We start from the raw sequence: 15,410 nt of genomic DNA, 5'->3' as shown, positions 1-15,410 counted from the left end.
CTTTTGCAACTGGTTGCATAATCGCCCTCGGGTGGTCTACAAAAGTCGCGAAGACACCGCGCGCCGCCGCCCGAGGAGACCCCGCGATGAGCCCGTACCCGCACCTGCTGAGCCCGCTCGACCTCGGCTTCACCACCCTGCCGAACCGGGTGCTCATGGGCTCGATGCACATCGGGCTTGAGGAGGCCGAGCGCGGCTTCGAGCGGATGGCCGCGTTCTACGCCGCCCGGGCCCGCGGCGGCGTCGGCCTCATCGTGACCGGCGGCATCGCCCCCAACGACCGGGGCCGTCCCTATCCGGGCGGGGCCCGGATGACCACCGAGGCCGAGGCGGCGCAGCACGCCGTCGTCACCGACGCCGTGCACCGCGCGGGCGGCCGCATCGCGATGCAGATCCTGCACTTCGGCCGGTACGCGTACCACCCCGACCTGGTCGCCCCGAGCGCACTGCAGGCACCGATCAGCCCCTACGTCCCGCACGCCCTCACCGACGAGGAGGTCGAGGAGACCGTCGAGGACTTCGTGCGGGCGGCCGCGCTCGCGCAACGGGCGGGGTACGACGGCGTCGAGATCATGGGCTCCGAGGGCTACCTGATCAACGAGTTCATCGCCTCCGCCACCAACCACCGCGACGACCGCTGGGGCGGCTCCTACGAGAACCGGACCCGCTTCCCGCTGGAGATCGTCCGCCGCACCCGTGAGCGGGTCGGACCCGACTTCATCATCGTCTACCGGTTGTCCATGCTGGACCTGGTGCCCGGCGGGTCCACCCTGGAGGAGGTCGTCTCCCTCGCCAAGGAGATCGAGGCGGCCGGCGCGACGATCATCAACACCGGCATCGGCTGGCACGAGGCCCGCATCCCCACCATCGCCACCTCCGTCCCGCGCGGCGCGTACACCTGGGTGACGAAGAAGCTGATGGGCGCGGTATCGGTGCCGCTGGTCACCAGCAACCGCATCAACACCCCCGAGGTGGCGGAGCGGTTGCTCGCCGAGGGCGCCGCCGACATGGTGTCGATGGCCCGCCCGATGCTCGCCGACCCGGACTTCGTCGCGAAGGCCCGCGAGGACCGCGCGGACGCCATCAACACGTGCATCGGCTGCAACCAGGCGTGCCTGGACCACACCTTCAGCGGCAAGCTCACCTCCTGCCTGGTCAACCCCCGGGCCTGCCACGAGACCGAACTCGTCCTCCTCCCCACCCGCCTGCGCAAGAACGTCGCCGTCGTCGGCGCCGGGCCCGCCGGGCTCGCCTGCGCCGTCGCGGCGGCCGAACGCGGCCACGCCGTCACCCTCTTCGACGCCGCCGACCGGATCGGCGGACAGCTCAACATCGCCCGCAAGGTGCCGGGCAAGGAGGAGTTCGACGAGACGCTGCGGTACTTCCGCACCCGGCTCGCCGAGGAGGACGTGCAGCTGCGTCTGGGCACCCACGTCACGGCGGAGTCCCTGGCGGACCAGGGCTTCGACGAGATCGTCCTGGCCACCGGCGTCACCCCGCGCACCCCGGAGATCCCCGGCGTCGACCACCCGAGCGTGCTGAGCTACCTCGACGTGCTGCGCGACGGCGCCCCGGTCGGCGAGCGGGTCGCCGTCGTCGGCGCGGGCGGCATCGGCTTCGACGTCGCGGAGTTCCTCACCGACGGCGGCGAGGGCGCGAGCCGGGACCCGGAGACGTACTTCCGCCAGTGGGGGGTCGACACCGACTACCGCGCGCCCGGCGGGCTGCGCGCGCCCGAGCGGCCGCGGCCGCCGCGCACCGTGCACCTGCTGCAGCGCAAGACCACCAAGGTCGGCGCGGGGCTGGGCAAGACCACCGGCTGGATCCACCGCACCGAGCTCAAGCACCGCGGCGTCACCATGGTCGCGGGCGCCGTCTACGAGCGCATCGACGACGAGGGCCTGCACATCACCGTCGACGGCGAGCGGCGGACCGTGCCGGTCGACACCGTCGTCCTGTGCGCCGGTCAGGAGCCGCGCCGCGACCTGTACGAGGCGCTGCGCGCGGCCGGGCACTCCGTGCACCTCATCGGCGGCGCCGACGTCGCGGCCGAGCTGGACGCCAAGCGCGCCATCCGCCAGGGCACCGAAGTGGCCGCGGCGCTGTGACCCCGGCCCGTCCGTAGGATGCGGGCATGTCGCTGCCGCACGCCATCCTGACCGCCCTGCTGGAGAAGCCGTCCTCGGGCCTTGAGCTGGCACGCCGCTTCGACCGCTCGATCCGCTACTTCTGGTCCGCGACGCACCAGCAGATCTACCGCGAACTGGGCCGGCTGGAGGAGGCGGGGCTGATCCGGGCCCTGCCCGCGGCGCAGCCCGCCCGCGGCCAGCGCAAGGAGTACGAAGTGCTGCCCGCGGGCCGCGCCGAACTCACCGCCTGGGTGGCGGCCACCGAGGACCCCAAACCCATCCGCGACCCGCTGCTGCTGCGGCTGCGCGCCGCGGCGGTGGTCGGGACCGACGGGCTCGCGGCCGAGTTGCGGCGCCATCTCGAGCTGCACGAGCGGCAGTTGGCGGAGTACGCCGAGATCGAGCGGCGCGACTTCCCGCCGGGGCGCGGCGCCGACGAGGACCGGCTGCGGCACCTGGTGCTGCGTGCGGGCATCGACCTGGAGACCTTCTGGTCGCGGTGGCTCGGCGAGGCGGTCGCCGAGGTCGAGCGGATGGGGCGGCCCTGATCTGCCGCCGGGTTCAGTGGTCGGCGATGTCGTTGGCCGCGACGTGGCCGAAGGTCATCGCGGGGCCGATGGTCGAGCCCGCCCCGGCGCAACTGTGCCCCGCGACGGCCGCGCTGACGTTGCCCGCGGCGTAAAGGCCCGCGATCGCCGTCCCGTCGGGAAGCAGCACAGGGGCGCGGGCGCCGGTGCGCATGCCGCCCTTGTTTCGGCAGCAGCGCGGAGTCGGTGCAGTGGTGGTCGTGGGCGCTGTCCCCCCCCGGAAGTGAAGACGCACGCGTCCGTCACCGTGTGCGGCGCACGGCCAGCAGTGCCGCGTCGTCGCCGAGGCCGCCGCCGCTCCAGGAGCGCAGATCGGCCAGCACCCGGTCGAGGAGGTCGTCCGGGTCCTGTTCCGTCATCTCCCGCACGCGGTCGGCGAGCGGGTAGAAGCGGCCCCGTCGGTCGCGGGCCTCGACCACACCGTCGGTGAAGAACAGCAGCAGGTCGCCGCGGTGGAAGGGGACCGTCCGCGGCCGGTAGCGGTCGCCGGTCAGGGCGAGGAGCCCGAGCGGCGGCGCCGCGGGCTCCGGCGTCAGCTCGGTCACCGCGCCGGCGCGCCGCAGCAGCGGCGCGGGATGGCCGCAGTTGACGAGCACGGCGGCGTCGCCGTCCTCCGGGACGGTCAGCAGCACGGCGGTGACGAAGTCCTCGCTACCGCCGCTGCGGGAGAGCGCGCCGTCCAGCCGGGCGGCCACCGCCTCCAGGTCCGGTTCGGAGCGGGCGGCCTCCCGGAAGACGCCGAGGACGTCGGCGGCGGTCTCCACAGCGGTCAGTCCCTTGCCGCGCACGTCGCCGAGCAGCACCCGCACCCCGTGGTCGGTCGGCACCACCTCGTACAGGTCCCCGCCGATACGGGCCTCCGCCTCCGCCGCCACGTACCGCACCGCGACGCGCAGCCGTCCGATCCGGGGCGGCGCGGGACGCAGCAGGGCGCTCTGCGCCGCCTCGGCGACCCCGCGGACCCGGGCCAGCTCCCGCTCCCGCCCGGTGATCAGGACGACGGCGCCGGTGCTGGTGAAGGTCACCGCGAGCACGGTGATCGCGGAGGCCACGTGGACCAGCGCCGGGACCCCGTGGTTCGCCGCCGCGAGCACGAAGACCAGGCCGATCGCGAGCGCCCCGGCCGCCAGCGGCCCGCGGGCGCGGCGGGAGTGCGCACCGGCGAGCACCGGAAGGGCCGCCAGCACGGGGGCCAGGGTGGTCTGCGGGCCGCTGGTCAGGTCCAGGACCACGCACGCGGCGATCAGCAGGTAGGCCATGGCCAGGAAGCACAGCGCCCCGCGGGACAGTGCGAGCGGGGCTGCCGCGGTGTGCTGGTGCGGGCCTCGGGCCATCGGTGCCGGCCCTCCTGTCGCCGTGCGGGACCCCCTGCCTCCATCTTCGCCGCACCGGGCGGGGAGCGGCGGGAATGGACGCGACGGCCCCCGTGTTGAGGAGCACGTCCGAAGAAAATGAAAACCATTATGGAAGACGAGGGCACCGCATGGCACGCAGCGAGCAGCGCCCGGTGGTCACGCTCCGGTCGAGCGCCGGCACCGGCACGACCTACGTGACCCGCAAGAACCGGCGCAACGACCCGGACCGCATGGTCCTGAGCAAGTACGACCCGGCCGTCGGCCGTCACGTGCCGTTCCGCGAGGAGCGCTGACACCGGCGAGGCCGACCGTCCCCCGTCCCTTCCCCAGACTGGAGCACACCGTGCAGCACACGATCCACCCCGTCTACCGTCCGGTCGTCTTCCGCGACCGCGCCGCGGACCACGCCTTCCTCACCCGCTCCACGATGACCAGCGAGAAGACCGTCGTCTGGGAGGACGGGAACACCTACCCGGTGGTCGACGTGGAGATCTCCTCCGCGAGCCACCCGTTCTACACCGGCAACGCCCGCGTCCTGGACACCGCCGGACGCGTCGAGCGGTTCGAGCGCCGGTACGGGGCCGGCGCCCGCCGGAGCTGACGACCGACGACGGCCGCGGCGCTCAGGTCTTGCGGAACGTGTAGGCGTCCTGGGCCGCCGCGGCCACGGCGTCCAGGTCGGCGCCCGCCGACGCGGTGACCACCGCGGCCACCGCGCCCTCGGCGAACGGCGCGTCGACCAGCCGGGTGCCGGGCGGCAGTTCGTCCTCGTCGGCGAGCAGCGTCTTCACCGTCAGGACCGCGCTGCCCAGGTCGGCGAGGACGGCGACGCCGTCGCCCTGGTCGACAGCGTGCGCGGCGGCGGCGATCTTCGCGGCGTCCGTGCCGAGTCCGCCGTCCGGCGCGCCGCCGGCGGCGGCCACCGGCACCCGGGCCCCGCCGCCGCTCAGGCCGGTCGCCATACGGGCGACCGACTCGGCGACCTCGGCGCTGTGCGACACCAGCACCACTGCGACCGTCATGACGCACCGCCCCGCGCGGTGCCGGCCAGGGCGCCCAGCAAGAGGGCCGAGGAGGTCGCCCCGGGATCCTGGTGGCCGATGCTGCGCTCCCCGAGGTAGCTCGCCCGCCCCTTGCGGGCCTGCAGCGGCACGGTCGCCAGCGCGCCCTCGTCCGCGGCGATCGCGGCCGCCGACAGCGCCTCCGCGAGCCCCGCACCCTTGTCGAGGGCGAACGACAGTGACTCCACGGCCGGCACCAGTGCGTCCAGCATCGTCTTGTCCCCCTGCGCCGCGCCGCCCAGCTGCGCCACGCCGTCGACCCCCTCCCGCAGCGCCTGTGCGAACTCCTCCGGCGCCACCTGGTGGGCGTCGCCCAGGGCCTTGCCCGCCTTGCGCAGCAGCGTCCCGTACAACGGCCCCGAGGCCCCGCCGACCGTACTGATCAGTTGCCGCCCGACCAGCACCAGGACACCGCCCGGGGTGTCCGGCGGCTCCTTCTCCACCGCGGTGCGCGCCGCGATGAAACCGCGCCGCATGTTCGCGCCGTGGTCGGCGTCGCCGATGGGGGAGTCCAGCTCCGTCAGCCGGTCCGCCTCGCGCTCGATCACCGAGGCCGCGGCGGTGAGCCAACGGCGGAGGAAAGCCGTGTCGATCACCTGGCCCGCTCCGGTGGACGATGCCTCGCTCATCTCTCCCGCTCTCCTTCTGCTCGCTCAGGCGCCCCAGCGCAGGCCCGGCGTGCTCACCGGCGCGTCCCACAGGCGCAGCAGCTCCTCGTCCACCTGGCACAGCGACACCGACGCGCCCGCCATGTCCAGCGACGTCACGTAGTTGCCGACCAGTGTGCGGGCCACCGTCACGCCGCGCGCCCCGAGCACGCGGTGCACCTCGGCGTTGAACCCGTACAGCTCCAGCAGCGGCGTCCCGCCCATGCCGTTCACCAGCAGCAGCACCGGACCGGTCGGGCGGAAGTCGTCCAGGACGGCGTCGACGGCGAACTCGGCGATCTCGCCCGAGGTCATCATCGCCCGCCGCTCCCGGCCAGGCTCGCCGTGGATGCCGATGCCCAGCTCCAGTTCGCCCGCCGGGAGGTCGAAGGTGGGCGCGCCCTTGGCGGGCGTGCTGACCGCGGTCAGTGCCACGCCGAAGCTCCGCGAGAGCTCGTTGACGCGCCGCGCGACCGCCTCGACGCGCTCCAGCGGCGCCCCCTCCTCGGCCAGCGCGCCCGCGATCTTCTCCACGAAGAGCGTGGCGCCGGTGCCGCGCCGTCCCGCCGTGTAGAGGCTGTCGGTCACCGCGACGTCGTCGTTGACCAGGACCTTGGCGACCACGATCCCCTCGTCCTCGGCCAGCTCGGCGGCCATGTCGAAGTTGAGCACGTCACCGGTGTAGTTCTTCACGATGAACAGCACCCCGGCCCCGCTGTCCACCGCCGCGGCGGCCCGGACCATCTGGTCCGGGACGGGGGAGGTGAACACCTCGCCCGGGCAGGCCGCGTCGAGCATCCCGCGTCCCACGAACCCGCCGTGCAGCGGTTCGTGCCCCGACCCGCCACCGGAGACCAGCCCGACCTTCCCCGCGACCGGCGCGTCCCGGCGCACGACCAACCGGTTCTCCACGTCCACGGTCAGCTCGGGATGCGCGGCCGCGAACCCCCGCAGCGCGTCGGCCACGACGGTCTCCGGGACATTGATCAGCATCTTCATCGAACGGCTCCGTCCAAAGGCTGGGTCTGGAGGTGCTGCGCTGTGACATCAGCCTACGGATCAGCCGCGCGCCGTGGGCAGTCCTGATGACGCACGAGTCTCGTGTGCACCGTGCACGAGGCTTCAGCCGCGCTGGTCCCCGCCCCCGGCCGGTCCGGAGCACCGGCGGACGAGCTGCGCCTCGGCGTCGTCGAGGTAGGACGCCAGCAGCAGTTCCGCCTTCGCGGGGTCGGCCGCCTCCAGGGCGGCGAGGATCTCCCGGTTGCCGCCCAGGTAGGGCGCGTGGAACTCGCGCGGGTCGTCCATCGCGTGGAAGGCCAGGCGCAGTTCGGCGAGCACGCCCGTCATGAGCGCGGTCAGCCGGGCGCTGCCCGCGAGGTCGACCAGCGCCTGGTGGAAGTGGATGTCGGCCGTGCCGAGCAGGCCCCACCGCTCCCCGGCCGCGGCCCGCTCGCCCTCCGTCACGGCCTCCGCCGCCCCGGTCAGGTCGTACGGCGGGGCCACGAGGCCGCGGATCACGGAGCACTCGACCAGGCGCCGCACCCGGTAGACGTCGACGACGTCCCGCACGGTCAGCACCCGGACGAAGACCCCGCGGTTGAGCTCGTGCACCAGCAGTCTCTCGTGCGTCAGCAGCCGGAAGGCCTCGCGGAGGGTGTTGCGGGAGACGCCCAGCGCCCCGGCGACGACGTCCTCGGCGAGCTTGGCGCCCGGCGGCAGGTGGCCCTCGGAGATCCGGCTGCGCAGCACGGCGGCGACGCGGTCGGCGGTGCTGGAGCGTGCCAGCAGCGCGCGGTCGCCCACGAGGACCGCCGGATCCACCTCGGCTGCCATCGTCCCCGCCCCTCTCCGCTCCGCCGCGGGCCCGCGGCGCGGGCCCAGTCAATCCGAGAGCGGGGGACAAGACAATTGTTCAACAAGAATCTACGGTGATCGAGCGCCGGGTACCCGTTCGCCACCGGCCCGCCGGAGACCGCAGCTCGCGTCGCCCGACCGGACGCGACCCTTCCCGAGGAGCTCGCCGCACCGATGACAGACCTCGTGATCGACCTCAACGCGGACCTGGGGGAGGGCTACGGGCGGTGGGTCCTCACCGACGACGACGCCCTGCTCTCCGTCGTGACCAGCGCCAACGTCGCCTGCGGCTTCCACGCCGGGGACCCCGGCATCATGCGCCGGGTGTGCGACACCGCGGCCGGGCGCGGGGTGCGCATCGGCGCCCAGGTCTCCTACCGCGACCTGGCGGGGTTCGGCCGGCGGGCGATGGAGGTGCCCGCCGACGAACTGGCCGACGAGATCACCTACCAGATCGGCGCGCTGGAGGTCTTCGCCCGCGCCGCCGGGGCCCAGGTGGCGTACGTGAAACCGCACGGGGCCCTCTACAACAGGGTCGTCGTCGACGACGAGCAGGCCGCCGCCGTCGCCGCGGGCACCCGGCGGGCCGACCCGGCCCTGCCGGTGCTCTGCCTGCCCGGCTCGGCCATGGAGCGCGCGGCCCGGCAGGCCGGGCTGGACGTGGTGGGGGAGGCCTTCGCCGACCGCGCCTACACCGCCGCCGGCACACTCGTCCCGCGCGGCACCTCGGGCGCGCTCCTCGCCGACCCCCACGACGTCACCCGGCAGGCGGTCGCCCTCGCCCGCGACGGCGTCACCACCGCCCTGACCGGCGAGCGGGTGACCGTACGGGCGCGGTCGCTGTGCCTGCACGGCGACTCCCCGGACGCGGTGGCCACGGCCCTGCGGGTGCGGGCCGCGCTCGAGGACGCGGGCGTGCGGCTGGAGGCGTTCGCGTGAGGGTCCTCACGGTCGGGGAGGACGCGCTCCTGATCGACCTCGCCACCGCCGAGGAGGCGCAGTCCTGGCACGCCGAGCTCCTGCGCCGCCGCGGCGATGGCAGCCTCGGGCCGGTGCGCGAGATCGTCCCCGGCGAGCGGACCGTGCTGCTGTACGGGGTGCCGGACACCGCCGCGCTCCGCGCCGAGCTGCGCGGCTGGACCGTCGCGGCCCGGGCCGCCGGGAGCGGGCCGCTCGTGGAGATCCCCGTGCGCTACGACGGGCCCGACCTGGCGGTCGTGGCCGAGCGGTGGGGCGTTGCGGAGGAGGACGTGGCCGGGCTGCACACCGGTGCCGAACACCGCGTCGCCTTCTGCGGGTTCGCCCCGGGCTTCGCCTACATGACCGGCCTCGGCGCACGGTACGGCGTGCCGCGCCGGGCCGAGCCGCGCACCTCGGTGCCCGCCGGCTCGGTGGCCGTCGCGGGCCCCTACACCGGCATCTACCCGAGGAGTTCGCCGGGCGGCTGGCAGCTGATCGGCACCACCTCCGTGCGCCTGTGGGACCTGGAACGCGAACCGGCCGCGCTGCTCGCGCCCGGCACGCGGGTGCGCTTCGTCCCCGTGCCCGCCGGGGCCGGCGCGTGAGCGGGGGCGAGCTGCGGGTCGTCAGGGCCGGCGCGCTGACCACCGTCCAGGACCTCGGGCGGTACGGCCACGCGGCCCTCGGCGTCGCCCGCTCCGGGGCCCTGGACCGTCCGGCGCACCGGCTCGCCAACCGACTGGTGGGCAACGCCGACGGCGCCGCGACCCTGGAGACCACGCTGACCGGGGTGACCGTGCGGGTCACCCGCCCCGCCGTCGTCGCGGTCACCGGAGCCCCGGCACCGGTCCTGCTCGACGGCCGTCCCGCCCCCTGGGGCACCCCCGTGCGGCTGCCGGCCGGGGCGGTGCTCGAGGTCGGGCCCGCCACGCGGGGCGTGCGCAGCTACCTCGCGGTCGGGGGCGGAGTGGCCGTGCCCGCGGTGCTCGGCAGCCGCTCCACCGACCTGCTGTCCGGGCTCGGGCCCGCCCCGCTCGGGGACGGTGACGTCCTGCCGCTGGGCCCGGGGGCCGGGCTGCCCGTCCACGCCGACCTGGCCCCGCACGCCGGTCCGCCGCGGGAGCTCGTGCTGCCGCTGCGGCTCGGTCCGCGCGACGACTGGTTCACGGCCGCGGCCGTACGGACCCTCGCGGCCGGCCGCTTCCGGGTGTCGGACCGCAGCAACCGCATCGGGCTGCGCACCACGGGGCCGGTGCTGGAGCGCGCCGTCCACCGGGAGCTGCCCAGCGAGGGCATGGTCGTGGGCGCGGTCCAAGTGCCGCCCGACGGCAGGCCGGTGGTCTTCCTCGCCGACTCGCCCACCACCGGCGGCTACCCGGTCGTCGGCGTGGTCCCCGAGCGCGGCCTGGCCGCGGCCGCGCAGGCCGTCCCGGGGCTGCCGGTGCGCTTCGTGCCCCGACGCTGAGGCCGGTCACGGCCCTTCCGGATTTCTGCAACGCGTTCTACTCTTGCGCCGTCGTCGCTCAGGGACGCGACCGGACCTCTGGAGGGGCCGTGCACCTGGACCACACCCCGGAGCAGCAGCGGCTGCGCGCCGAACTCAGGTCGTACTTCGCCGGACTGGTGCCCGACAACGCCTACGCCCGCCACTTCGACCGGGCCGCGGCCAAGCGCTTCTACCGCGACACCGTCCGCCGGCTCGGCGGCGACGGCTGGCTGGGCGTCGGCTGGCCCGAGGAGTACGGCGGCCGCGGCATGACCCCCATGGAGCAGTTCATCTTCTTCGACGAGGCCGCCCAGGCGGGCGTCCCGCTGCCGCTGATGGCGCTCAACACCGTCGGCCCCACGATCATGCAGTTCGGCACCGAGGAGCAGAAGGCCCACTTCCTGCCGCGCATCCTCGCCGGCGAGATCGACTTCGCCATCGGCTACTCGGAACCGGACGCCGGCACCGACCTGGCCGCGCTGCGCACCCGCGCCGTACGGGACGGCGACACGTATGTCGTCAACGGGCAGAAGATCTGGACCACCAACGGCGACACCGCCGACTGGATCTGGCTCGCCGTGCGCACCGACCCCGGCGCCCCGCCCCACAAGGGCATCTCGATCCTCCTGGTGCCGACCACGGATCCCGGCTACTCCTGCACGATCATCAACACCCTCGCCTCCCACGACACCACCGCCAGCTACTACGAGGACGTCCGCGTCCCCGTGGCCCGCCGCGTCGGCGAGGAGAACCAGGGCTGGCGGCTGATCACCACCCAGCTCAACCACGAGCGCGTCACCCTCGCCGCCCACGGCACGATGGCGATCCGCGCCTTCCACGACGTACGCCGCTGGGCCGCCGGCACCAAACTGGCCGACGGCCGCCGCGTCATCGACCTCGCCTGGGTCCGCGGCCGCCTCGCCCGCACCCACGCCCGCCTGGACGCCATGAAGCTGCTCAACTGGCAGATGGTCGACGCCCTCCAGCGCGGCACCCTCACCCCGCACGACGCCTCCGCCGTCAAGGTCTACGGCTCCGAGGCCCGTCGCGACGCGTACGCCTGGCTGATGGAGGTCACCGCCGCCCTCGGCCCCATGAAGGAGGGCTCCGCGGGCGCCCTCCTCCACGGCGAGCTGGAACGCGGCTACCGAAGCGCCGTCATCTTCACCTTCGGCGGCGGCAACAACGAGATCCAGCGCGAGATCATCTCCTGGATCGGGCTGGGCATGCCGCGCGTACGGCGGTGAGGCAGCCGGGCCGCGGCCAGGCCGCCGCCGGTCCTACGTCCACCGGCGCAGACGCGACGGGACCTCCGCTCGATGCCCGGCCGCCCGGAGCGGTTCTAGCGTGCGGTGCATGGAGATCCCCGAGCAGTACAAGTACGCCGTCATCCCGCACGCGTTGGTCGACGGGGCCGCCGAGGCGATCACGTTCTACGCCGCCGCGTTCGGAGCGACGGAGTCCTTCCGGCTCGAAGGCGACGACGGGCGGATCGTGCACGCCGAGATCAGGATCCACCGCTCCACCCTCATGCTCGGCGACGCCGAGGCCCCGGCCTCGCCCCCGTCCGCCGCGGCCGCGCCGTCCGTCGTCCTGCACGTCTACGTGCCGGACGTGGACGCCCTCACCGACCGGGCCGTGGCCGCCGGAGCCGAACTGCTCGCGGCCCCGGCCGACATGCCGTACGGCGCACGCCAGTCGATGCTGCGGGACCCCTTCGGCCACGTCTGGATCTTCCTGACGCCGCTGTCCTGATGACCTCAGAAGTGGGTGGCGATGCCGAAGGCCTCGCGGAGCCGGAGCATGTCGTGGCGGTCCCGGTCGGTCGGCTCGTACCCCTGGTGGAAGTACACCTGCTGCTCGGCCGACAGGCACGGGACGACGGTCCGTTCGACCTCGCCGGTGACGAAGCACGCGGCCGGGTAGACGAAGGGCCGCCCCGGCTCCGGCGACGCCTGTTGCGCGCTCCCGTCGGCGGCGAAGGACAGCGGGTGCAGGTCGATCTCACGGCCCCTGCCGTCGGTGACGACGAAGCGCACCGGCCGCCGGTCGAGGGACTGGGTGAAGCCGGCCGCGGCCAGCGCCGCGACGACGGTGTCCTCCTGCGCGTGGCGGTGCATGAGGTCCAGGTCCCGGTGGTCGCGGGTCTGCCTGCGCAGCAGGGCGTCGACGCCCCAGCCGCCGCCCACCCAGACCTCCGCGCCCGCGCTCCGCAGCAGGTGCAGGATCTCCACCACGTCCGGCCCGGTCATCATCGCCGCATCCCCCCTCGCCCGGTTCGAAGCCCCAGGGTGCCACCCCGGAGCGGATCACGGGGCCGGGCACCGCGGAGTATGGTGGAGGTGGCGGTGGTCCCTGGTGACCGCCGCGCGGCGGTGGGGCCCGCCGTAACCGAACCGCGGTGAGGATGCCGCCAACGGTCCCTACTTGTGACGGAACGCGCCCGCAGCAGGGCGCCTCACGAGTAGGAGACGCATGACCTCACCAGCCCCCTTCTCCCCGATGACCGAGCCCGTGTCCCCCGACGTCGAGCCGCAGCCGCCCCTGCCGCGATCCGCGCGGATACGGGAACAGGCGCCGGTCGTCGGCGTGGTCGCGGTCGGCGGAGCGCTGGGAGCGTGCGCGCGCTACGGCGCGGGCCTGCTGTGGCCCGGTGCGCCGGGCGCCTTCCCGTGGACCACCTTCGGTGTCAACGCGCTCGGCTGCGCCGTGATCGGCGTGTTCATGGTGGTCATCACCGAGATGTGGTCCGTGCACCGGCTCGTGCGTCCGTTCTTCGGCACCGGCGTGCTCGGGGGCTTCACCACCTTCTCCACATACGCCGTCGACATCCACGGCCTGGTGGAGGGCGGTCACGCCGGCGCCGGGCTGGCCTACCTCGCCGCCACGCCGCTGGTCGCCCTGGCCGCGGTGTGGGGCGCGGCGCACGCGACCCGTCGCCTGATCGTTCGGAGGCAGACATGACACGGCTGCACGGCACCGCGATACGGTTGACGATCCTCATCGGCGACAACGACACCTGGCACCACAAGCCGTTGTGCTCCGAGATCACCCGCCGCGCCCACGACGCCGGCCTGGCCGGCGCCAGCGTCTTCCACGGGGTGGAGGGCTTCGGCGCCTCCTCGCTGATCCACACCAGCAGGCTGCTCTCGCTGAGCGACAACCTGCCGGTGGCCGTCGTCATCGTCGACCACGAGGAGCGCGTCCGCGCGTTCCTGCCGCAGCTCGACGAGCTGGTCACCGAAGGGCTGGTCACCCTCGACGAGGTCGAGGTCATCCGTTACGTGGGACGGGGGAACCACGGGTGAACTGGGTGCTCGTCATCGCCGGGGCCGTGGTCGGGGCACCGCTGCGGTACCTCACGGACCGCGCCGTCCAGGCCCGGCACGACACCGTGTTCCCGTGGGGCACGTTCACGGTCAACGTCGTCGGCTGCCTCGTCCTGGGGCTGGTGGCAGGCGGGGTCACCTACGGGGCGGCCTCCCATTCGGTCCAGCTCCTGGTCGGCACGGGTTTCTGCGGGGCGCTGACCACCTACTCGACCTTCTCGTACGAGACCCTGCGGCTGGCGGAGACCGGGGCGCGGTTCTTCGCCGTCGCGAACGTCGTCGCCAGCGTGGTCGCCGGGATCGGCGCGGCCTTCACCGGGGCCGCCGTGGCCCAGGCGATCTGGGCCTGAACCGCGCCCGGCACCGGAAGGCCGCAGAACAGGACGTTCCCGGCGACCCGCCTAAAATGAGAGGAGTCCACACTCCGGCCCGTCGCCCGGAGCGGACGCGGGTGCGTTCCCCGCCGACAGGCGCCGCGAGGCGTGTGCCGCGTGCCGGGCGACGGGGCTCCCACCGCGGGAGGGCACCATGTCCCTGGCTCAGCGTTCCGCCACCCGGATCCAGACGGCGGGCCACACCCAGACCCCACCGGCCGACATACGCGACTCGCTGTTCACGGCACCCCTGCTGCTGATCGGCGGGTGGCTGTTCGCCGCCGGATGGGCGCTGGCGTATCCCGACACGCCCATCGGCAACAACGTGCGGATCGTCGACCTGGTCTTCTCGACCATCATCCTGCTCAACGCGATCGCACGGGCGGCCCGGACCCGGGGGCCCGGCAGCGACGTCATCACCATCGTGTGCGGTGCCTGCCTGGTCGCCTCGCCCTTCGTCTTCGGCTACTTCGACGACCCGGGCGCCGGTCTCGCGCCCCTCAACCAGATCGTGACGGGCGTGGGCCTGATCGTCCTGGGAGCGGTGAGCCTGGCCCTGATCGAGCGACGGCGCTCCCACCCGCCGGGTGACGCCGCGCCCGCCCGCTGACACGCCACCGAGGGAGGGCCGCACGGGGCAGACCCGGCGCCCCGCGCGGCCCTATGCTCGGCGCTGCGGGCACCAGGCCGGAGGCCGCCGCCCCGGTCGCGGGTGGGGCCGGCCGTGGTCGCACGGCGACAGGAGGCTGCGATGCGCGACGCCGACCCCGGGCTCTTCGGGCCCGCCTCGGTCACCTGGCAGATGCACGGCGACCCCATGATGTGGATCGCCGGCGTACGGGCGCTGTACCTGCAGGCGCTGCACCCGCGCGCGGTGCGCGGCGTCACGCAGAACTCGGACTTCCGCCGGGACGCGTGGGGCCGTCTGCTGCGCACCGCGGACTTCGTCGGCACGATCACCTACGGCACCACGCTGCAGGCCGAGCGGGCCGGGGCCAAGGTGCGCGGCATCCACCGCCGGCTGTCCGCGACGGACCCGGACAGCGGCGAGCGCTTCCCCGTCGACGATCCCGGACTGCTGCTGTGGGTGCACTGCGCCGAGATCGACTCCTACCTGGAGGTCGCGCGGCGCTCCGGCTTCCCCCTGTCCGACGCGCAGGCCGACGCCTACGTCGCCGAACAGCGCGAGGCCGCCCGGCTGGTGGGCCTGGACCCGGCGGAGGTCCCCGGCGACACCGAGTCGCTCGCCGCCTACTTCGAGAAGGTGCGGCCGGAGCTCGCCGCCACCCCCGAGGCCCTGGAGGTCTTCGCCTTCCTGCAGGGGCCGCCCGTGCCCTGGGCGCTGCTGCCCCTGCGGTTCGCCGTGTGGGGCCGGGCCACCGCACTGGCCTACGCCGCGCTGCCACCCTTCGCCCACGAGCTGTACGGGCGGCCCGCCCCGGCCGTCCCGGTCACCGGGCGGCGGCTGCGCGGCACGGGCCTGCTGCTGCGCACGGTCCCCTCCTACCTGCGCTGGCAACTGCCCCCCGGGCACATCCTCAAGGCGGTCGGACGCCTCGGCCCCGGCACGCACCCGTCCACCCACCGGCTGCGCGAACAGGCGCGTTCCCTGGGGTAACGGCGGGTCC

Annotated in this window: 20 protein-coding genes and 1 pseudogene; 14 read left to right on the top strand and 7 right to left on the bottom strand. The window is 74.3% G+C overall.

Going from position 1 to position 15,410, the window contains the following annotated elements; genetic code table 11:
* Positions 1 to 86: 86 nt before the first annotated feature.
* Together ABZ312_RS21965 and ABZ312_RS21960 are read left to right on the top strand one after the other, a co-directional pair.
* Positions 87 to 2,108, top strand: a complete 2,022-nt coding sequence (locus tag ABZ312_RS21965) for an FAD-dependent oxidoreductase (protein WP_500438541.1) — start codon at positions 87 to 89, stop codon at positions 2,106 to 2,108.
* A 26-nt stretch (positions 2,109 to 2,134) separates the two neighbouring features.
* Complete coding sequence (locus tag ABZ312_RS21960) at positions 2,135 to 2,677, top strand: PadR family transcriptional regulator (protein ID WP_499510640.1); 543 nt, start codon at positions 2,135 to 2,137, stop codon at positions 2,675 to 2,677.
* Between the two features lie 13 nt (positions 2,678 to 2,690).
* Here the strand turns inward: ABZ312_RS21960 and ABZ312_RS21955 are convergent.
* Positions 2,691 to 2,931: pseudogene (locus ABZ312_RS21955) on the bottom strand (FAD-binding protein); the annotation flags it as partial.
* A 27-nt stretch (positions 2,932 to 2,958) separates the two neighbouring features.
* Positions 2,959 to 4,050 (bottom strand): PP2C family protein-serine/threonine phosphatase, encoded by a 1,092-nt coding sequence (locus ABZ312_RS21950; protein WP_500438539.1) that lies wholly within the window; start codon positions 4,048 to 4,050, stop codon positions 2,959 to 2,961.
* A gap of 149 nt (positions 4,051 to 4,199) precedes the next feature.
* Between ABZ312_RS21950 and rpmG the strand changes: the two genes are divergently transcribed.
* Positions 4,200 to 4,364 (top strand): 50S ribosomal protein L33, encoded by a 165-nt coding sequence (gene rpmG / locus ABZ312_RS21945; RefSeq protein WP_500324293.1) that lies wholly within the window; start codon positions 4,200 to 4,202, stop codon positions 4,362 to 4,364.
* Between the two features lie 50 nt (positions 4,365 to 4,414).
* A complete protein-coding gene (locus tag ABZ312_RS21940) occupies positions 4,415 to 4,672 on the top strand; it encodes a 50S ribosomal protein L31 (protein ID WP_499510636.1) in 258 nt (85 codons plus the stop codon).
* A gap of 22 nt (positions 4,673 to 4,694) precedes the next feature.
* Here ABZ312_RS21940 and ABZ312_RS21935 read toward each other — a convergent pair whose 3' ends face one another.
* The 4 genes from ABZ312_RS21935 to ABZ312_RS21920 form a co-directional block, all read right to left on the bottom strand.
* The gene (locus ABZ312_RS21935) at positions 4,695 to 5,093 is read right to left on the bottom strand and encodes a PTS sugar transporter subunit IIA domain-containing protein (protein ID WP_500324292.1); all 399 of its coding nucleotides are present in this window, start codon (positions 5,091 to 5,093) and stop codon (positions 4,695 to 4,697) included.
* A complete protein-coding gene (gene dhaL / locus ABZ312_RS21930; protein ID WP_500324291.1) occupies positions 5,090 to 5,761 on the bottom strand; it encodes a dihydroxyacetone kinase subunit DhaL in 672 nt (223 codons plus the stop codon). The genes ABZ312_RS21935 and dhaL overlap by 4 nt, the downstream gene beginning before the upstream one ends.
* Before the next feature lie 24 nt (positions 5,762 to 5,785).
* Complete coding sequence (gene dhaK / locus ABZ312_RS21925) at positions 5,786 to 6,778, bottom strand: dihydroxyacetone kinase subunit DhaK (RefSeq protein ID WP_500324290.1); 993 nt, start codon at positions 6,776 to 6,778, stop codon at positions 5,786 to 5,788.
* Positions 6,779 to 6,901: 123 nt separating this feature from the next.
* Positions 6,902 to 7,612 (bottom strand): GntR family transcriptional regulator, encoded by a 711-nt coding sequence (locus tag ABZ312_RS21920; RefSeq protein ID WP_500438537.1) that lies wholly within the window; start codon positions 7,610 to 7,612, stop codon positions 6,902 to 6,904.
* A gap of 195 nt (positions 7,613 to 7,807) precedes the next feature.
* Here ABZ312_RS21920 and ABZ312_RS21915 point away from each other — a divergent pair, with 195 nt between their 5' ends.
* The 5 genes from ABZ312_RS21915 (at position 7,808) to ABZ312_RS21895 (ending at position 11,834) form a co-directional block, all read left to right on the top strand.
* Positions 7,808 to 8,572 (top strand): LamB/YcsF family protein, encoded by a 765-nt coding sequence (locus ABZ312_RS21915; RefSeq protein ID WP_500324288.1) that lies wholly within the window; start codon positions 7,808 to 7,810, stop codon positions 8,570 to 8,572.
* On the top strand, positions 8,569 to 9,198 hold the full coding sequence (locus tag ABZ312_RS21910) for a 5-oxoprolinase subunit B family protein (protein ID WP_500324287.1): 630 nt from the start codon (positions 8,569 to 8,571) through the stop codon (positions 9,196 to 9,198). The genes ABZ312_RS21915 and ABZ312_RS21910 overlap by 4 nt, the downstream gene beginning before the upstream one ends.
* Complete coding sequence (locus ABZ312_RS21905) at positions 9,195 to 10,058, top strand: 5-oxoprolinase subunit C family protein (RefSeq protein ID WP_500357413.1); 864 nt, start codon at positions 9,195 to 9,197, stop codon at positions 10,056 to 10,058. Before ABZ312_RS21910 ends, ABZ312_RS21905 begins: the two co-directional genes overlap by 4 nt.
* An 89-nt stretch (positions 10,059 to 10,147) precedes the next feature.
* Positions 10,148 to 11,326 carry an acyl-CoA dehydrogenase family protein gene (locus ABZ312_RS21900; protein ID WP_500324285.1) on the top strand — a complete coding sequence of 393 codons (1,179 nt, stop codon included), beginning with the start codon at positions 10,148 to 10,150 and terminating at the stop codon, positions 11,324 to 11,326.
* A gap of 109 nt (positions 11,327 to 11,435) precedes the next feature.
* Positions 11,436 to 11,834: a VOC family protein gene (locus ABZ312_RS21895; RefSeq protein ID WP_500324284.1), complete on the top strand. Its 399-nt coding sequence runs from the start codon at positions 11,436 to 11,438 to the stop codon at positions 11,832 to 11,834.
* A gap of 5 nt (positions 11,835 to 11,839) precedes the next feature.
* On the opposite strand, the gene ABZ312_RS21890 is transcribed toward ABZ312_RS21895, so the two are convergent.
* A complete protein-coding gene (locus ABZ312_RS21890) occupies positions 11,840 to 12,331 on the bottom strand; it encodes a nucleotidyltransferase domain-containing protein (protein WP_500324485.1) in 492 nt (163 codons plus the stop codon).
* Positions 12,332 to 12,554: 223 nt separating this feature from the next.
* Between ABZ312_RS21890 and ABZ312_RS21885 the strand changes: the two genes are divergently transcribed.
* The 5 genes from ABZ312_RS21885 (at position 12,555) to ABZ312_RS21865 (ending at position 15,400) form a co-directional block, all read left to right on the top strand.
* Positions 12,555 to 13,043 (top strand): fluoride efflux transporter FluC, encoded by a 489-nt coding sequence (locus tag ABZ312_RS21885; RefSeq protein ID WP_500324283.1) that lies wholly within the window; start codon positions 12,555 to 12,557, stop codon positions 13,041 to 13,043.
* Entirely contained in the window at positions 13,040 to 13,387 is a 348-nt protein-coding gene (locus ABZ312_RS21880) for a DUF190 domain-containing protein (protein WP_500324282.1), read from the top strand. Before ABZ312_RS21885 ends, ABZ312_RS21880 begins: the two co-directional genes overlap by 4 nt.
* Complete coding sequence (gene crcB, locus ABZ312_RS21875; protein WP_500324281.1) at positions 13,384 to 13,758, top strand: fluoride efflux transporter CrcB; 375 nt, start codon at positions 13,384 to 13,386, stop codon at positions 13,756 to 13,758. Before ABZ312_RS21880 ends, crcB begins: the two co-directional genes overlap by 4 nt.
* 178 nt (positions 13,759 to 13,936) lie before the next feature.
* Entirely contained in the window at positions 13,937 to 14,392 is a 456-nt protein-coding gene (locus ABZ312_RS21870; RefSeq protein ID WP_500324280.1) for an SPW repeat domain-containing protein, read from the top strand.
* 141 nt (positions 14,393 to 14,533) lie between these two features.
* Positions 14,534 to 15,400, top strand: coding sequence for an oxygenase MpaB family protein (locus tag ABZ312_RS21865; protein ID WP_500324279.1), 867 nt, complete (start codon positions 14,534 to 14,536; stop codon positions 15,398 to 15,400).
* Positions 15,401 to 15,410: the final 10 nt, after the last annotated feature.

This window comes from Streptomyces sp. NPDC006207, from assembly GCF_040613835.1.
Classification (GTDB): Bacteria; Actinomycetota; Actinomycetes; order Streptomycetales; family Streptomycetaceae; genus Actinacidiphila.
Note: the sequence above shows the minus strand (reverse complement) of the source record. Positions and strands in the feature narration are given on the sequence as shown.